Source organism: Devosia sp. WQ 349K1, from assembly GCF_016595685.1.
Classification (GTDB): Bacteria; Pseudomonadota; Alphaproteobacteria; order Rhizobiales; family Devosiaceae; genus Devosia.
Genome location: NZ_JAENGO010000003.1, coordinates 425,362 through 440,154 on the forward strand (window position 1 = coordinate 425,362; position 14,793 = coordinate 440,154).

The window sequence follows — 14,793 nt, forward strand, 5'->3', positions numbered from 1 at the left end:
TGTGATCCGATGCAAGCCTTAGCTTTTAACACCCAATTTAGCGCCGATACCGGTCATTCGATAGTTGTACACCCAAGCGTTACCAGAACTACTGCACCCAACGCTTCCGCCTACACATTTACGGGCACTAATAGTTTTCTGATCGGCCATGAAAGACTGGCCTTAGTCGATCCAGGACCTGAAGATCAGGCGCATTATCATGCACTTGAGCGCGCTATCGCAGGACGGACAGTGGACGCAATTATTCTGACGCACACCCACCGCGATCACAGCGCTGCCGCGCCCTATTGGCGTCAGCGTTTGGGCGCCCCGCTGTGGTCGAATGGCCCCCATCGCCTTTCGCGACCGCTCCGGCGATTTGAAGTTAATCGCATTGCACGGTCAGGTGATTTCACTCTCGTCCCAGATCGCGTTCTGCAAGACGGTGCCCTCGTCATGGCAGGAGACGTCGAGATCGTGGTGCACACCACGCCGGGCCACTGCGCCAATCATTTGGCCCTTGGCATTGTGGGCACAGATACCGTTCTCACGGGCGATCATGTCATGGGTTGGAATTCAACCCTAGTGTCGACGCCCGATGGGTCGATGGCGGACTATTTCAGCTCGCTCGATAAGCTGATCGCCCTGCCCTATCGCCGCTATCTGCCCGCGCATGGGGGCGAGATTGAAAACGGGCCGGACTATGCCCGCGCGCTCAAAGCGCATCGTGAAATGCGCAATAGCCAAGTGGTTGCGGCCGTTGAGGGTGGAGCTCGGACAATCGGGCAAGTGGTGGCCCAAATCTATCCCACGCAGTCGCCGAAAGTGCGGATGGCGGCACGCATGACCATTGCGGCCCATGTCGAGTATTTGGCGGAGCGCGGCGCGATTAAAGCGCGCCACACTCTCTTGGGAACGAGGCTGTCGCCTGCTTAATTGCGGTCAAATCCGACTGCGCCTTCGCGGCCGGTTTGGCCACGGTGGCGGAGCATGTGGTCAGCGAGAACCAGCGCCATCATAGCTTCGCCCACTGGAACGGCGCGAATGCCAACGCAAGGGTCGTGCCGGCCCTTGGTGATGATGTCGGTGTTTTCGTTCTGCGTGTTGACCGTCTGGCGCGGGGTCAGGATCGAGGAGGTCGGCTTGACCGCAAAGCGGCAAACGATTGGATCGCCGTTGGAAATGCCGCCCAAAATGCCGCCAGCGTGGTTGGAGAGGAAGTAAGGCTTGCCCTCTCCCGCGCGCATTTGATCGGCGTTTTCAACGCCGGTGAGGGACGCAGCATCAAATCCATCGCCGATTTCGACGGCCTTTACGGCATTAATACTCATCATGGCCGAGGCGAGGTCTGCCGAGAGCTTGCCGTAGATTGGGGCCCCCCAGCCGGCCGGAACGCCTTCAGCGACGACTTCAATGACGGCGCCGACGGAATTGCCGTCCTTGCGCAGACCATCCAGATACTCGGCCCAGAAGGTGGCAGCCTTGGCGTCGGCGCAGAAGAAGGGGTTCTGGTCGACCTGTGCCCAATCGAAATTGTTGTAGTCAATCTTGTGCGGGCCGATCTGAACGAGGCTGGCACGGATGGTAATGCCCTGCAGGACCTGACGGGCAACAGCGCCAGCGGCAACACGCGCTGCGGTTTCGCGCGCGGACGTGCGGCCACCACCGCGGTAATCGCGAATGCCGTATTTCTGGTCGTAGGTATAGTCAGCGTGGCCCGGGCGATACTTGTCGCGGATGTCGCCATAATCTTTCGAGCGCTGATCGGTGTTTTCGATCATCAGGGAGATCGAGGTGCCAGTAGTGCGCGGACCGTCGGTGCGTTCGTCTTCGAAAACGCCCGAAAGGATTTTCACCTCATCGGCCTCGCGGCGCTGGGTGGTGAACTTTGATTGGCCGGGCTTACGGCGGTCCAGATCGCGCTGGATGATTTCCGGTGTCAGGGTGATGCCGGGCGGACAACCATCGACCACCACGCCCAAAGCGGGTCCGTGGCTTTCGCCCCAAGTGGTGAAACGGAAAAGATGGCCGAAAGTGTTGAACGACATGCGTAGTCCCCGTGGTCAGGGCTGTTCTAGGCAGGCACAAGCTCAAGGGCAAGGGCAAAGCGCGCGTCGGGCGTTCAACCCGCCGCGCGTTTGAACAGTCAAATAGGCTTAGACGTCGACGGCGGACCAAGTGTCCTCAGCCGAGAACAGCTCCATTTTACCACCAGCGAAGTGGGCGATGACGCCCTGCGGAGGGGGCCAATTGAGCACTTCCTTGCGGTCGGCTCCGGCGATGAGATGGCGCAGAACCCGCAGCACGCCACCATGGGCGACGACGATAGCATGCGGGGTGACGTCATTGGCGAAGTCGAGCAGGCGGGCTGCAACATCGTCGTAGTTTTCGCCGTTTTCGGGGCGGAACTCCCAATAGCTGGCGTCGCGTTCTCCCGGCGCATAGGCGGCAAACTTCTGCGCGACGTCGTCATGCAGCAGGCCTTCGAAAGCGCCAAAGGATATTTCAATCAAACGCTTATCATGGATGACTGGCGGCAGCGCGACATCAAAAGCGGTGCGCATGCGATCCATGGTTTCGGAGGCACGGCCTAGGGGGGAGGCGAACCACTGAACCTGGGTCGGATCGACCCCATCGCGCTCCAACATGTCGCGCAGCAGAATGCCATTGGCATTGGCCTGCAACTTGCCGGTTTCGTTGAGTGGAATATCGCGGCTACCCTGATAGCGGCGCTCGCGGTTCCACGAAGTTTCACCATGGCGGGCGAAGTAGAAATCCGGCCAATTCGGGGCGGTCATGGCAAATCACGCTTTAGATGCGTGTCCTTATCTGGAGTCGTATGCAAGGTTGTGGCACATGCTTGCTGTAAGGGGCAAGTTCACCGAACCCCAGAACGGTCCACAAAAGAGGCCCAATTGACCCTCAGCGCTCGTGAAATTTCCACCCAATTGTCTGCCCTTGTTTCGGGTGATGCCGTTATCACTGACACGAACGACATGGGGGCCTATCTCAAGGAACCGCGGAAGCGTTTCCACCAGAGCGCGGCAGCTGTGGTCATTCCGCCGGACGTGGCGGCTGTCCAGGCGATTTTACGCTGGGCCAATGAGAACCGCGTGGCCATTATCCCGCAGGGGGGAAACACCGGCCTCGTGGGCGCGCAGGTGCCGCTCTATGGGCACGAGGTTATCCTCTCCACCGCCAAGCTCAATGCTATCCGGTCGGTGGATACGGCAGCGGGCGTGATGGTGGCTGAAAGCGGTGTCATTCTCGAAAACGCCCATAAGGCCGCCGATGCTGTGAACTCCATGTTTCCGCTGTGGCTGGCCTCGCAAGGCTCGGCTCGGATCGGTGGCGTGCTCTCGTCCAATGCGGGCGGCGTCAATGTGCTGGCTTATGGCAATGCGCGCGAATTGACGATGGGCGTTGAAGCGGTGCTGGCGGATGGGCGGCTCTATCAAGGCCTTAATGCGCTCAAAAAAGACAACACCGGCTATGACTTAAAAGATTTGCTGGTTGGTGCGGAAGGGACGCTGGGCATTATCACGGCCGCGAGCCTCAAAATTTTCCCAAAGCCGGAAGATCACGAAACAGCGCTGGTCAATGTCGCCGATCCGGAAGCGGCATTGGTGCTGTTCCAACTGATGCGCGAGCGGCTGGGCAGTCGCCTCAATGCCTTTGAGCTGATCCCCCATATCGGGCTCGAGATCCAAATGCGTCACGCCATGTTGGATGCAGACCGAACAGCGAGCCATTCGCCTTGGTATGCGCTGGTGGAAGTCACCCGCATGGCCGGAACGGAACCGGGGGCGCTGCAGTCGGCGCTGGAGGCCGCGTTTGAGCGCGAGATGATTTCTGACGCGGCGCTCGCCACCTCGCTGGCAGATCGCAATCGCATGTGGGATTTCCGCGAGCAGATGAGCGAGTGCCAATCCAAGGAGGGCGCTTCAATCAAGCATGACGTTTCGGTGCCGATTGCTGCGGTGCCAGCGCTGATCCGTGAAGGCATTGCTGCCGCTGAGAAATTTGCGCCCGGCATTCGCCCTGTGCCGTTTGGCCATCTTGGCGATGGCAATATTCACTTCAACTTCTCAATGCCTGTCGGCGCAGACCCAAAAGCCTTTATGGCCCAATATGATGAGGCCATGCATGGGATCATCTATGAGGTGGTGTTGCGCCACGGGGGCTCTGTTTCAGCAGAGCATGGGATCGGTCAGCTCAAGGTTGATCTGCTCAAGCAGGTGAAAGACCCGGTGGCGCTGGAGATGATGCGGGCGATCAAGACCGCCTTGGACCCCAATGGAATTTTGAACCCGGGCAAGATGCTGGGATAGACCTCGCCCACAATCCACTTGCGCTGCGCCAGATATTGCTGGAGCAATTGATGAGGCGGTTGAGGGGGCTCGATTGGCAGGCGTGGTTGGGCGACATTTGCGGCGTGCCGGTATTTGGGCGCTGAACTGCATTGCCAATTTTTTCCCCGATGGAGCCATGGGTTATCCGTTTCGCCGGTGGCTGTGGCGTGCTGTCGGGGTCAAGCTCGGGCGCAATGTTCGGCTTGAAACACAGGTCGCCATTTTGGGGACGAAACTGTCCATCGGCGCCGATAGCTATGTGACGCGACGATGTTATTTTGATCTGACCGGACCGGTGAGCATTGGCGAACGGGTGACGGTTGGGCATGGCACGAGTTTTATCACAGCACAGCACGCTATAGGCCCGGCCGAAAAGCGCTGCGGCGTGGTTACGCCGCTCCCCATAAGCGTTGGCGATGGCGCGTGGATCGGCGCAAATGTGACGATTTTACCGGGGGTTAGCATTGGTGCCGGGGCTGTGGTGGCCGCCGGGTCGGTGGTGACAGAGTCCGTGACAGAAGATACGCTGGTCGGCGGCGTTCCCGCCAAGCTCATCCGTCGCTTGTGAGGCGCCAGTGACTTTGATGTGCCTTGGTATGGGAAATGTTTGTTCTTGAATATGGTCTTAGCGGACTGCACATCTGAGCAATGTTACTCAAAGATATCCAATTCCTCGACGACGCAACGCGTCCTCCTGTTCCCGTAATTGAAGGCGTGACGCCTGACCAGCGGGAAGCGGGGAACCACTTGCGCGATATTCATGATTATTTGCGCCAGCACCTGAGCACGCTGGGGCAATTGATCGAGCGTGCTTCCGCGGGCGAGGTCGCGGCTTCTGAAGTGCGTGATGCAGTCGATAGCTTGCCCATCACGGCAAACTACAAGCGCTTTGGGAATGTTTGTGGGCAGTATTGCCACCTCATTCACAAGCACCACACCATTGAAGATCAAGCGCTTTTTCCGGCGCTGGCGACCCGCAGCCCAGCTTTGAAGGCTGTGGTGGAGCGCTTGGAAGCCGAGCATGTGACCGTGCACCATCTGCTGGAGCTGATGATCACCAAGATCATGAGCCTCTCGGATGAGCCAACACGCGCTCATTTCGATGACGCGGTTGAAGTGTTCCGCGCCTTTGAAAAACTGCTGCTGAGCCACTTCAAATATGAAGAGGACAGCATCATCGATGCACTGGGCTATTATGGGATCTTGTAACTAGAACAAGTCCATCTGCCCCGAACCACCGCCGCCGCCCGCAGCTTTTTTGCGGGAGCGCGGCGCTGGCGGCTCAGGCTCGCTCTGCGTGATCGGCTCGATTAGCCCCGGATCATCATCGCGCGCAGAATTTACGCGGGTCGACACCGGGTGGAATTTTAGCAGACCATCTGCGAGCGGGGATAACATTTGTGTGGCTTCACCCGCCCGCACTTCGCGCGTGTTTAGCCAGAGGTCCTGCTGCGCTTCATCCAAAAGGATCGCAGGCATGCGATGGTGGATCTCGGCGAGCTGCGGATTTGCCGGGACGGTGATGGTCGCGACACTATCAATCTCTTCGCCATTGGGACCTGACCAAGTGGCAAAAAGCCCCGCAAGAGCAAGCGGTTGGCCATCCTTGCGCGTGATGTAATAGGGCTGCTTTTTCTTATCGGGGCCGGTGTGCCACTCGTAATAGCCCGAGGCCGGAACGATACAGCGGCCATGCTTGAGCGGATCGCGAAAAGCGGGCTTATCGGCAATGCCTTCAGCCCGCGCATTGACCAACAAAGAAAACTCACGCGGGTCTTTGACCCAGCCGGGTACCAGACCCCAACGGGCAAAATGTCCCTCACGACGACCACCAGTTTCCCAAATAGAAACAATGGGCTGTGTTGGTGCGATGTTGTAGCGCGGTACAGTCTCGATACTGTTCAGTAGTCTGAACAGTTCAGCCATCATTTCAGGCGGCAGGGTAGAGGCGTATCGTCCGCACATGAGGGTCTCCTTTACCTGCTTGAGTTAGTGTCTCTCGCAAGAAATCGCAAATCTGGTCTTTTCTCACATGAACGATCGTCCAAACGCAGCCAGCGTAGCCCTCGTGCGCGGCGGCAAAGTCCTGCTGATCAAGCGCGCCCACGCGCCCTATCAGCACCTGTGGACTTTTCCCGGGGGTCGCCTCGACCCCAATGAAACTATTGAGCAATGTGCAATTCGCGAGCTGCAAGAAGAACTTGGCGTGACCATTCGATTTCCGCGCCATGTCATGACGCAGCACTTGGGGCAGAATGAAGCCTATCGCCTGGCAATTTTCACCACGGTCGACTTCTCCGGAACCATCACGCCCTCGGACGAGGTGACGGACTACAAATGGGCCGATCCCGGAATGATGCTGGCGCTGCGCACAACGGCTGGGCTCAATGGAATCATCCAAGAATGTTTTAGAAATTTGGGCCAGGTTTGGTAAGGTAGGGCATGCGCAGTTTGCCCCGAACCAGACCTGTTTTTGTTCCGAAAAGCCGATGGAACGTCGCCTTGGCCGCCTTGGCAGTGTTCGGCTTCGCCACACCGGTTCTGGCCATTGATCCACCCTATCAGCGGCAAATGGAGCGGCTGTCCGAGGTCATGGGTTCGCTCTATTACCTTGCCCCGCTTTGCAAAATTGGCAGTGAAGACTGGCGACTGCAAATGTCGGAGCTGATCGAGCTGGATGAGCCCGATGATGATCGGCGGCAGCGCTTAACAGGTGCATTTAATAACGGGGTTACGGCATATTCGCGCACCCACAAGCAGTGCACGGCCTCGTCGCGCGAAGCGCATTCGCGCTTAACCGTTGAGGCTGAACGAATTGCACGGGACATCCATACCCGTTACGCTGAGTGAAGAAATTTACAATTCCTTATATCGTGTTAACCCTTGGGTCACATCTTACGCGCCATGGGCGAAAACTCGTGTTATAGCGCGAGCATGAGCACTCCGAAGTCAATTTTCGCCCCATCGGCCGACACCAACACTTTCGACCGCAACCAAGCGGAAAGTCAGATCGCTTTGGAGTATCTGGCCGAGGCTTGGAACAGCGCTGAAGAAGATGGTGTTGAAACCATCGCTCTGGCACATGCCTCGCTTTTTGCCGCTCTCGCGACATTTGTGAAACTGCATGGCGACGATGCTGCTGCGGTTTTGGTCGAGCAATTGCCGAACCGCTTGCGCAATGGCGAATACAATCTCGAGCGCGTGCTGCAATAGGCCTATTTGTGGCTTTTGACTGGCACTTATGGGCGTCCTGAGGGGCGCGGCATAGGCATGTCGGGGCGCTTTTGGGCGCGAAGATTCAGTGATTTCAGACGTGTAGGACCGTCGCGCGGGTGAGAACCGGCGCGGCGTTTTGCTGTTTGGGGGATTGGGCGGAGTATAGCGTGTTTTGGGACGTGGGGGGAAAGAGCGGATGGCTCCGTGCCTGATGCTGCGATACCCCATGGTGGAGGTAGGTAACCCCCACCCGACCTCCCCCGTGATCGAGGGAGGAGAAGAGAGGTCCACCCTGGCTCCACACTGTAAAGGGGAGGAAAGGCCCCCTCACCCGACGCTGCGCGTCGACCTCTCCCCCTAGGGGCGAGGTAAAGGGCGTGCGTGGCGGCTTGAGGGGGCTTGGGGTCAACAATATTTCGCGGTGTGATGGCAGTTTAGAGGGCAGCTTCCCGAGCCAGAGACAATCCTCTCTATTCCTCAGGAAAACTGCGCATTAGCGTTGCTCTTGTTGTCACTATGGGAGCCGAGCATGCGCATTGTGCTTTTGAACTTTCTTTCGCTCGATGGTGTCTATCAGGGACCGGGCTCGCCGGACGAAGATCGCACCGACGGGTTCGAGCGCGGCGGCTGGCTCGTTCCCTTTGTCGATGCCGCATTTGAGCGGGTGATTGAGACCTGGGCCGCATCGGCCACAGGGTTTCTCTTCGGGCGACGGACCTATCAGGAGTTCGGCGCTGTGTGGCCAACGATAACCGACCCCAATGATGTCAACGCCAAGCGGCTCAACACGCTGCCGAAGTATGTGGCGTCGTCTCCGGGGATCCAGACGAGCTGGGGGCCAGCGACCGTTTTGGCGGGCAATGTTGAGGCGGCTGTGGCGGAGCTGAAGCAAAGTGGCGAGGGCGAACTACAGATCCACGGCAGTGGACGCCTTGGGCGCTCGCTGGTGGCGGCGAACCTCGTTGATGAGATGCGACTGACTATTGCGCCGGTGATCGTTGGCCAAGGGCGTAAGCTCTTTGGCGACACCAGCGCGCCGCGCGGATTTGAGCTGGTGGAGCAGAAGCAAACGCCATCGGGCCTGCTGCTGGCGCGGTTCGTGCAGAGCGGTGACGCTGGTGTGGGGACTTATGTGCGAGGCGAAACGAATGTGGGGCTTGGGGGATAGGGGGCCGAGGCGAGGCTGCTGCAGCCGGGAGACTGTAGGAGAGCACCCCCACCCCGGCCCTCCCCTCAAGGGGGAGGGAGAAGAAGGGGTCAGTGCGCAAAGGTGGAGGGAGAAGAGACGTTCCCCACCGCACCCGCAAGAAGAAGGCAGAAGCCCCCACCCGGCCTCCCCCACGAGCGGGGGAGGAGAAGTAGCTCATTCTCCGCAACAGCGAAAGTAATGCCGATCAACGAGGCAGCAACTGATAAATTCAGTTACGACAGAATACTGACTCAGTATGCCAAAATACTTCTGACAAATTAATATCGAAACTTGTACACACTGCACGGACTGTTTGTTTAAATCAGTATGCAATGATCATCTCATCTAACCTCCAACAGACGAGAAAATCATGCGTATACTCGTTGTTGCCCTAGCGAGTTCGATAGCGATGGTAACGCCCTCGCCAGCGCAAAGTACTTATGTCGCGTTTATTCCCGAGATGCATGTGAGTGAGGATACGTCCTGGCTCCCTGATGCCGTGCAGCATAAGCGGGATGCACTGATCCGCGCCGCCGTCAGCGGCGACGTCAAGCAGATTGCGGGTGTCGTGGCGGCGCAGAAAACGCCTGCTCAGTTTCCCTCTCTGTCCAAGGATGTGGAGGTGGCCCTTCGCGAGAATTCCAAGGACGACGGCGGACGGCAAATTCTGGGCATGATGCGCGATCTGCTCGACCTGCCCTTTGCCATTATCCCGACCAGCGCGACGACCAATCTCTATGTCTGGCCCTATCTCCAGCATGTCGACTTTTCTCAGGCAACGCCGCGCGTGACAGTTGACGCTTACCGCGTGCTGTCGCCGCAGGAATACGAGAGCGCTGTCGATTTTGGGGGCTGGACGGGATGGCGCGTGGTGATCGACGAGGACGGCAACCTCGTGGAATTTATGGTTGGGGGCGGCTGATTGGCCTGCTGATTTTCTCTGTCGGAGAGCGGTAAGAGAAGCCCCCACCCCGGCCCTCCCCTCAAGGGGGAGGGAGAAAAAACCCCCACCCAGCCTCCCCCGCGAGCGGGGGAGGAGAAGAGCGCCGGGGTTCGGATCAAGGCCCCCTCACCCGGCCTCTCCCTATGGGAGAGGTAAGAAAGGCGAGAGAGAAGAGAGTGCTTGGTTAGCCCTGCGGAAGAGCTTCGAGGAAGCGCATGGGTTGGCCGATGGAGGGGGTGGTGAGTTCACCCTGCCACATGACCTTGTGACCGCGAACGATGGTGCCGACCGGCCAGCCGGTGACGGAGACGCCATCATAGGGTGTCCAGCCAACGCGGGAGGCGATCCATTCGTTAGTGATGGTCTCGCGGCGCTTCATGTCGACGATGGTGAAGTCAGCATCATAACCCACCGCAATGCGGCCCTTGTTAGCAATGCCGAACAGGCGGTTTGGGCCGTGGGAGGTGAGATCGACAAAGCGCTGGAGGCTCAGCTTACCGTTGTTGACGTGGTCGAGCATGGTTGGGACCAGGGTCTGAACGCCGGTCATGCCCGAGTGGCTGGCCGGGTAAGCATGGTCTTTTTCTTCACGCGTGTGCGGGGCGTGATCGGAGCCCAAAACGTCGACAACGCCGTTTTCAACGCCAGCCCAAATGCCCGCGCGGTGTTCCGCGTCGCGGATCGGCGGGTTCATCTGCACATAGGTGCCGAGCTTAGTGTAGGCGGTTTCGTCCAAGGTGAGGTGGTGTGGGGTTGCTTCGACGCTGGCCACATCCTTGTGGTTGGCGAGGTAGACCATTTCTTCCTTGGTCGAGATGTGCAGCACGTGGATGCGCTTGCCCACCTTGCGGGCAATGTTGACGAGGCGCGTGGTGCAGCTCATCGCCACTTCTGGCGAGCGCCAGACGGGGTGGGAGGACGGATCGCCCTCAACGCGCAAATGCTTGCGCTCTTCGAGCATATACTCGTCTTCCGAGTGGAAGGCGGCGCGGCGGGAGATGGCGCGCAAAATGGCTTCAACGCCATCATCGTCCTGCACGAGCAGGGAGCCAGTGGAGGAACCCATAAAGACCTTGATGCCGGCGCAGCCGGGGAGCTTTTCGAGCGTGGCGAGTTCGCCGACGTTCTCGTGGGTGCCACCAATGTAGAAAGCGAAATCGCAGTGCATGCGATTGGTGCCCGCCGCGATCTTGGCGTCAAAGGTTTCCTTGGAAATGGTCAGCGGATTGGTGTTCGGCATTTCGAACACGCCGGTGACCCCACCCATGACGGCGGCGCGCGAGCCGGTTTCGAGATCTTCCTTATGGGTGAGGCCTGGCTCACGGAAGTGAACCTGCGTGTCGATGACGCCGGGGAGAATATGGAGGCCCTTGCAGTCGACGGTTTCTGCCGCGTCGCCCGAGATGGTGCCGATGGCGACAATGCGACCGTTTTTGACGGCGATGTCTGCCTGTCCCTCACCATCGTGATTGACCACAGTCGCGTTCTTGAAAATCGTGTCGTACTGCGCCATGTCTCAAGTCCCATATTTATGTGGTCAGCCGTTAGCTGACATATGCGACCCCCGCTCCCGGAGGCAAGGGATCATGACAATTCATCACCGCGCAGATCGTGCCGTTTTTCGTTTTTCAGGCCCGGACGCGCATCGCCTCCTCAATGATGTGCTGACGGGGCATATTCCGAGCGAGGCGGGGTCGGCGGCTTGGTTCGCCCTACTCTCGCCCCAGGGCAAGATTTTGGCGGAGGGACTGGCAGGCTGGGCCGAAGATGGCATCTGGCTCGATGTGCATGAGAGCGTCGGTGACGATTTTTTCAAACGCATGCGCATGTATAAGCTGCGGGCGAATTTGGAGATTTCGGATTTGCGCGCCTCACACAGCGTGGGGTTTTCAGCAGATGCTGTGGAGGGCGCCGTGTGCCACGGCGACCGGTTTGGACCGATCCAGATTGGGTTCCGGGTGATCGACACAGCTGAGGCCGCTGCGGAGTGGGATCAGAACGACACGCCGTACCACGCGGCGCGTATTGCCAATGGCGTATTGCTGCAGGGCAATGACTTTGCCGCCAATGACGCTTTTGCTCACGATCTCGGCATGGATATGCTCGACGGGATCGACTTCGTCAAAGGGTGCTACGTGGGACAGGAAGTTGTCTCGCGCATGAAGCATCGCGGCACGGCGCGGCGTCGTCCGGTGATTGTGTCTGGTGTGACTGGGGTTGCGGGCGATGCTGTGGTGGCGTCGGGGCGTGACGCAGGAACACTTGGGCAGGTGGTCGATGGGCGTGCTGTGGCGATTGTTCGGCTTGATCGGGTCAGTGATGTCGGCGCGGTGACGGTCAATGGTGCGCCGGTCACGGTGAGCCTACCGGGCTGGGCGAGCTATGGCTTTGGGGATGTAGCGGCGGAAGAGTGAGGGGCTTTTGGGCCTCGGAAAGCCCCCCACCTAGCCTCCCCCGCAAGCGAGGGAGGGATTGGGCTGGTGCGCCGGGCTTGTTGCGCAGGAAAAGCCTAACCGTCATCCTCCGGCTTGACCGGAGTATCCAGTAGGAGCTGGCATCGCTCTGGATTGCCCGGTCAAGCCGGGCAATGACGGTGGGAATATAGCTTTTTGTACGGCCTTAACTTGAAGCCCCCTAATCCGACACTGAACGTCGACCTCCTCCCGTAGAGGCGAGGAAGAGAGATTGTGATCGAATCGAGTGGTTCTGCTAGGAAACGGTACGGATCACAGGGCGGGGGCGAGAGATGGCACGCACGGAAGTTCGCGCTTGGCAGCGGATGTTGTCGGGGCGCAGGCTCGATCTGTTGGACCCTTCGCCGCTTGATGTAGAACTCTCCGACATTGCCCATGGCCTCGCGCGAGTGGCGCGCTGGAATGGACAGACTGTCGGTGATTACCCGTTTTCGGTCGCCCAGCATTCGGTGTTGGTCCTGGAGCTGTTCCGGACAGCCAACCCAGAGGCAACACCGCAACAGCAGTTGCAATGCCTGCTGCATGATGCACCCGAATATGTAATGGGCGATATTATCTCGCCGTTCAAAGCGGCGATGGGCGGCAACTATAAGGCGGTCGAAGATCGGCTGATGTCAGCGATCTTTCTACGCTTCTCTTTGCCGGCGACCATGAATGCCACGCTTAAGAAGCAGGTCAAAAAGGCGGACGTGGAAGCGGCCTATTTTGAGGCGACCTATCTCGCAGGTTTTGATTCCGCCGAGGCCGAAAAACTTTTTGGCTCACCCACACTTGCAGCATTCGAAGTCGATGATTTCGAACGGCTCATCCGGCCTTGGCCGACACAGCAGGCGCACAAGCAGCTCATGCAAGCGTTTGAAACTATTAGCGCCCAGATTTCCGGCTAGTTTTCCGACCTCTAAAAATTAACTAAGTTTTAAGAGAGTGTTCGCTCGACCGCGCCTATATGGTTACTACTTCGTTAACAATGCGTTTCGAAGTGAGACAAGCGAGGGAACGGAGATGGATAGTCAGGTACGCCATGTGGCGATTGGGGTGGCCGTTGGGATTGCTCTATCGGTCGGCTTTGCCGTCGCCGGTCCCGGTCCTGTGCTTGATGTTTTGCCTGAAGGCGCGCCGACCGGCTTCGACACCAGCCGCCTGGTCAAGTTTGACGACCGGCACTACGAGATCGATTACGACACGAGCGTCAGCACCGATGTGCTGAAATCGACCACGATCCGGAAGATAGAAGGCGGGCGTGTGAGCTATGTGAGCATTGGCACCACGAGCACCGGCACCTATTCGAGCGACGCTCTGACCTCAAAGCACATCCAGTATCCGGGCATTGCCGTGCGCGAGGTGACGGAGGATGGCAATGCGATAGCAAGCTGGAAGAGCGGCTATTGGATTGGGCTGAATTCACTCAATGCGAGATCAATCCTCACCGTGCGCAACGGCGATCTCAAGGTGCGGACGGACGGGACGCGCACATGTATCACGAGCGCGACCCTCAGACTGTGTTAGCCGAACAGCCAACCCTTCTTGAACTTATAGAAGTGGTGGAGGCCGATCTGCGTTAGCTTTTCCATGCGCGGTGCCCAAGCGGGACGCACATAGCTGGCGTGATAGTGGGTCGCCGAGCCAACTTCGGTGAGATAGAGCTCACCGGAAACAACCTTCTGGGCGACCTCTTCCGCCGTTGCCCAAGGTTGGCGTTCGGTGACGGTATCGGGGATACCATCGCAGGCAAAGGAGAACTGGCAGGCATTGCGCTTGTGCTGGTTCTGGAAGACCACGCCGCAAATCGTATTAGGGTAGCGATGGTCTTTAACGCGGTTGAGCACGACCTGCGCGACCGCGACCTGACCGCGATAGACTTCGCCACGGGCTTCGAAATAGACAGCCGTCGCCAGGCACCACATTTCCTTGTCGGACACGTCGGCCATTGGCGTGCCCTGAAGCTGGGTGACCGTCGCCGGCGCTGTTGCGCGAGCATAGGCCAACTGCGTGGGCATGGCCTCGGGCATCGGAATGCTGCCCTGAACGGTCGCACCTTCAACACTTGGCGCTATGCCAGCAATCGCATCGAGGGCTGCGGCAGCGCTGGGGTGTAGACCTGCGACGGCAACGCGGGGCGGCTCGGGCATGGTGACTTCAGCGACGACATCGACGGGCGAGTGATCGATGGAGGTACCGCGCAGAGAGGCAATCTCGGTGCGCGCCTTCTCGAACATTTCGTTGATGGCGGTCATGTCGATTTCTTGACGGACGCGCGTGACTTTTTCCGCGCGATTGGGGCCGGTGAAGAAATCGGTCTGGAAAAGGTGGTCAACGGAACCGGTGATGATCGGATCGACGCCATTATAGGTCAGGCTGGCGAGCTCTTCATCAATAGTGGGGGCGGTGTTTGGCAGTTTGGGCGCATCGGCGGTTGGAGCAAGCGCGCCGCCAATCAAGCCGACATAGGCCAGTGACGCAAAAGCGCTCAGGGCCAAGCCTTTGGCAAATGGACGTCCACGGCTAACCGCGCTGACCGGGCGTGCAGACGCCTCAGGCCGGTGGGAAAGGGCCATAAATGATACTCAACGCTACGCAACAAACTGGAACGGGCAGCCAAACTCAAACTGCCGACGTCCAGATGATGTCTTATTAAGGTTA

16 protein-coding genes and 1 pseudogene are annotated in these 14,793 nt (G+C 58.8%); 12 read left to right on the forward strand and 5 right to left on the reverse strand.

The features are described 5' to 3' along the window. Positions 1-9: 9 nt before the first annotated feature. Complete coding sequence (locus JHL21_RS08110; RefSeq protein ID WP_200212904.1) at positions 10-915, forward strand: MBL fold metallo-hydrolase; 906 nt, start codon at positions 10-12, stop codon at positions 913-915. Here JHL21_RS08110 and aroC read toward each other — a convergent pair. Beyond that, positions 912-2,027, reverse strand: a complete 1,116-nt coding sequence (gene aroC, locus JHL21_RS08115; RefSeq protein WP_169196923.1) for a chorismate synthase — start codon at positions 2,025-2,027, stop codon at positions 912-914. The genes JHL21_RS08110 and aroC overlap by 4 nt on opposite strands. A 108-nt stretch (positions 2,028-2,135) precedes the next feature. Further along, the gene (locus JHL21_RS08120) at positions 2,136-2,777 is read right to left on the reverse strand and encodes a histidine phosphatase family protein (RefSeq protein WP_199531339.1); all 642 of its coding nucleotides are present in this window, start codon (positions 2,775-2,777) and stop codon (positions 2,136-2,138) included. Between the two features lie 117 nt (positions 2,778-2,894). Here JHL21_RS08120 and JHL21_RS08125 point away from each other — a divergent pair, with 117 nt between their 5' ends. From JHL21_RS08125 to JHL21_RS08135, 3 genes are all read left to right on the forward strand, one after another. Next, complete coding sequence (locus JHL21_RS08125) at positions 2,895-4,310, forward strand: FAD-binding oxidoreductase (RefSeq protein ID WP_254081969.1); 1,416 nt, start codon at positions 2,895-2,897, stop codon at positions 4,308-4,310. A gap of 82 nt (positions 4,311-4,392) precedes the next feature. Further along, positions 4,393-4,899, forward strand: a complete 507-nt coding sequence (locus JHL21_RS08130) for a DapH/DapD/GlmU-related protein (protein ID WP_367948175.1) — start codon at positions 4,393-4,395, stop codon at positions 4,897-4,899. Positions 4,900-4,979: 80 nt separating this feature from the next. Further along, complete coding sequence (locus JHL21_RS08135; RefSeq protein WP_200212906.1) at positions 4,980-5,540, forward strand: hemerythrin domain-containing protein; 561 nt, start codon at positions 4,980-4,982, stop codon at positions 5,538-5,540. Here JHL21_RS08135 and JHL21_RS08140 read toward each other — a convergent pair whose 3' ends face one another. Beyond that, positions 5,541-6,296 (reverse strand): SOS response-associated peptidase, encoded by a 756-nt coding sequence (locus JHL21_RS08140; protein ID WP_200212907.1) that lies wholly within the window; start codon positions 6,294-6,296, stop codon positions 5,541-5,543. A 67-nt stretch (positions 6,297-6,363) separates the two neighbouring features. Between JHL21_RS08140 and JHL21_RS08145 the strand changes: the two genes are divergently transcribed. From JHL21_RS08145 to JHL21_RS08165, 5 genes are all read left to right on the forward strand, one after another. Next, complete coding sequence (locus JHL21_RS08145; protein WP_169196919.1) at positions 6,364-6,765, forward strand: NUDIX hydrolase; 402 nt, start codon at positions 6,364-6,366, stop codon at positions 6,763-6,765. A gap of 68 nt (positions 6,766-6,833) precedes the next feature. Beyond that, positions 6,834-7,181 (forward strand): TIGR02301 family protein, encoded by a 348-nt coding sequence (locus JHL21_RS08150; protein ID WP_200212908.1) that lies wholly within the window; start codon positions 6,834-6,836, stop codon positions 7,179-7,181. A gap of 84 nt (positions 7,182-7,265) precedes the next feature. Further along, positions 7,266-7,544: a hypothetical protein gene (locus JHL21_RS08155; RefSeq protein ID WP_169196917.1), complete on the forward strand. Its 279-nt coding sequence runs from the start codon at positions 7,266-7,268 to the stop codon at positions 7,542-7,544. A 532-nt stretch (positions 7,545-8,076) separates the two neighbouring features. Next, complete coding sequence (locus JHL21_RS08160; RefSeq protein ID WP_200212910.1) at positions 8,077-8,715, forward strand: dihydrofolate reductase family protein; 639 nt, start codon at positions 8,077-8,079, stop codon at positions 8,713-8,715. A gap of 391 nt (positions 8,716-9,106) precedes the next feature. After that, entirely contained in the window at positions 9,107-9,658 is a 552-nt protein-coding gene (locus JHL21_RS08165) for a hypothetical protein (protein WP_200212911.1), read from the forward strand. Between the two features lie 205 nt (positions 9,659-9,863). Here JHL21_RS08165 and JHL21_RS08170 read toward each other — a convergent pair whose 3' ends face one another. Further along, a complete protein-coding gene (locus JHL21_RS08170) occupies positions 9,864-11,192 on the reverse strand; it encodes a dihydroorotase (RefSeq protein ID WP_200212912.1) in 1,329 nt (442 codons plus the stop codon). A 73-nt stretch (positions 11,193-11,265) separates the two neighbouring features. Here JHL21_RS08170 and JHL21_RS08175 point away from each other — a divergent pair, with 73 nt between their 5' ends. The 3 genes from JHL21_RS08175 to JHL21_RS08185 all read left to right on the forward strand — a co-directional run bounded on the left by JHL21_RS08175 (position 11,266) and on the right by JHL21_RS08185 (position 13,659). After that, the gene (locus JHL21_RS08175) at positions 11,266-12,093 is read left to right on the forward strand and encodes a folate-binding protein YgfZ (RefSeq protein ID WP_200212913.1); all 828 of its coding nucleotides are present in this window, start codon (positions 11,266-11,268) and stop codon (positions 12,091-12,093) included. A gap of 332 nt (positions 12,094-12,425) precedes the next feature. Next, positions 12,426-13,040, forward strand: coding sequence for an HD family hydrolase (locus tag JHL21_RS08180; RefSeq protein ID WP_200212914.1), 615 nt, complete (start codon positions 12,426-12,428; stop codon positions 13,038-13,040). A 115-nt stretch (positions 13,041-13,155) separates the two neighbouring features. Further along, positions 13,156-13,659, forward strand: coding sequence for a hypothetical protein (locus JHL21_RS08185; RefSeq protein WP_200212916.1), 504 nt, complete (start codon positions 13,156-13,158; stop codon positions 13,657-13,659). Here the strand turns inward: JHL21_RS08185 and JHL21_RS17695 are convergent. Further along, positions 13,656-14,069, reverse strand: a pseudogene (locus JHL21_RS17695) (cell wall hydrolase); the annotation flags it as partial. The gene JHL21_RS08185 and the pseudogene JHL21_RS17695 sit on opposite strands and share 4 nt — an antisense overlap. Between the last annotated feature and the right edge of the window lie 724 nt (positions 14,070-14,793).

What these genes read in the sequence shown, in the direction of transcription:
- JHL21_RS08110 (WP_200212904.1), top strand. Translation starts at nt 10, where the DNA reads ATGCAAGCCTTAGCTTTTAACACCCAATTTAGCGCCGATACCGGTCAT.
- aroC (WP_169196923.1), bottom strand. Translation starts at nt 2,027, where the DNA reads ATGTCGTTCAACACTTTCGGCCATCTTTTCCGTTTCACCACTTGGGGC.
- JHL21_RS08120 (WP_199531339.1), bottom strand. Translation starts at nt 2,777, where the DNA reads ATGACCGCCCCGAATTGGCCGGATTTCTACTTCGCCCGCCATGGTGAA.
- JHL21_RS08135 (WP_200212906.1), top strand. Translation starts at nt 4,980, where the DNA reads ATGTTACTCAAAGATATCCAATTCCTCGACGACGCAACGCGTCCTCCT.
- JHL21_RS08140 (WP_200212907.1), bottom strand. Translation starts at nt 6,296, where the DNA reads ATGTGCGGACGATACGCCTCTACCCTGCCGCCTGAAATGATGGCTGAA.
- JHL21_RS08145 (WP_169196919.1), top strand. Translation starts at nt 6,364, where the DNA reads ATGAACGATCGTCCAAACGCAGCCAGCGTAGCCCTCGTGCGCGGCGGC.
- JHL21_RS08155 (WP_169196917.1), top strand. Translation starts at nt 7,266, where the DNA reads ATGAGCACTCCGAAGTCAATTTTCGCCCCATCGGCCGACACCAACACT.
- JHL21_RS08160 (WP_200212910.1), top strand. Translation starts at nt 8,077, where the DNA reads ATGCGCATTGTGCTTTTGAACTTTCTTTCGCTCGATGGTGTCTATCAG.
- JHL21_RS08165 (WP_200212911.1), top strand. Translation starts at nt 9,107, where the DNA reads ATGCGTATACTCGTTGTTGCCCTAGCGAGTTCGATAGCGATGGTAACG.
- JHL21_RS08170 (WP_200212912.1), bottom strand. Translation starts at nt 11,192, where the DNA reads ATGGCGCAGTACGACACGATTTTCAAGAACGCGACTGTGGTCAATCAC.
- JHL21_RS08175 (WP_200212913.1), top strand. Translation starts at nt 11,266, where the DNA reads ATGACAATTCATCACCGCGCAGATCGTGCCGTTTTTCGTTTTTCAGGC.
- JHL21_RS08180 (WP_200212914.1), top strand. Translation starts at nt 12,426, where the DNA reads ATGGCACGCACGGAAGTTCGCGCTTGGCAGCGGATGTTGTCGGGGCGC.
- JHL21_RS08185 (WP_200212916.1), top strand. Translation starts at nt 13,156, where the DNA reads ATGGATAGTCAGGTACGCCATGTGGCGATTGGGGTGGCCGTTGGGATT.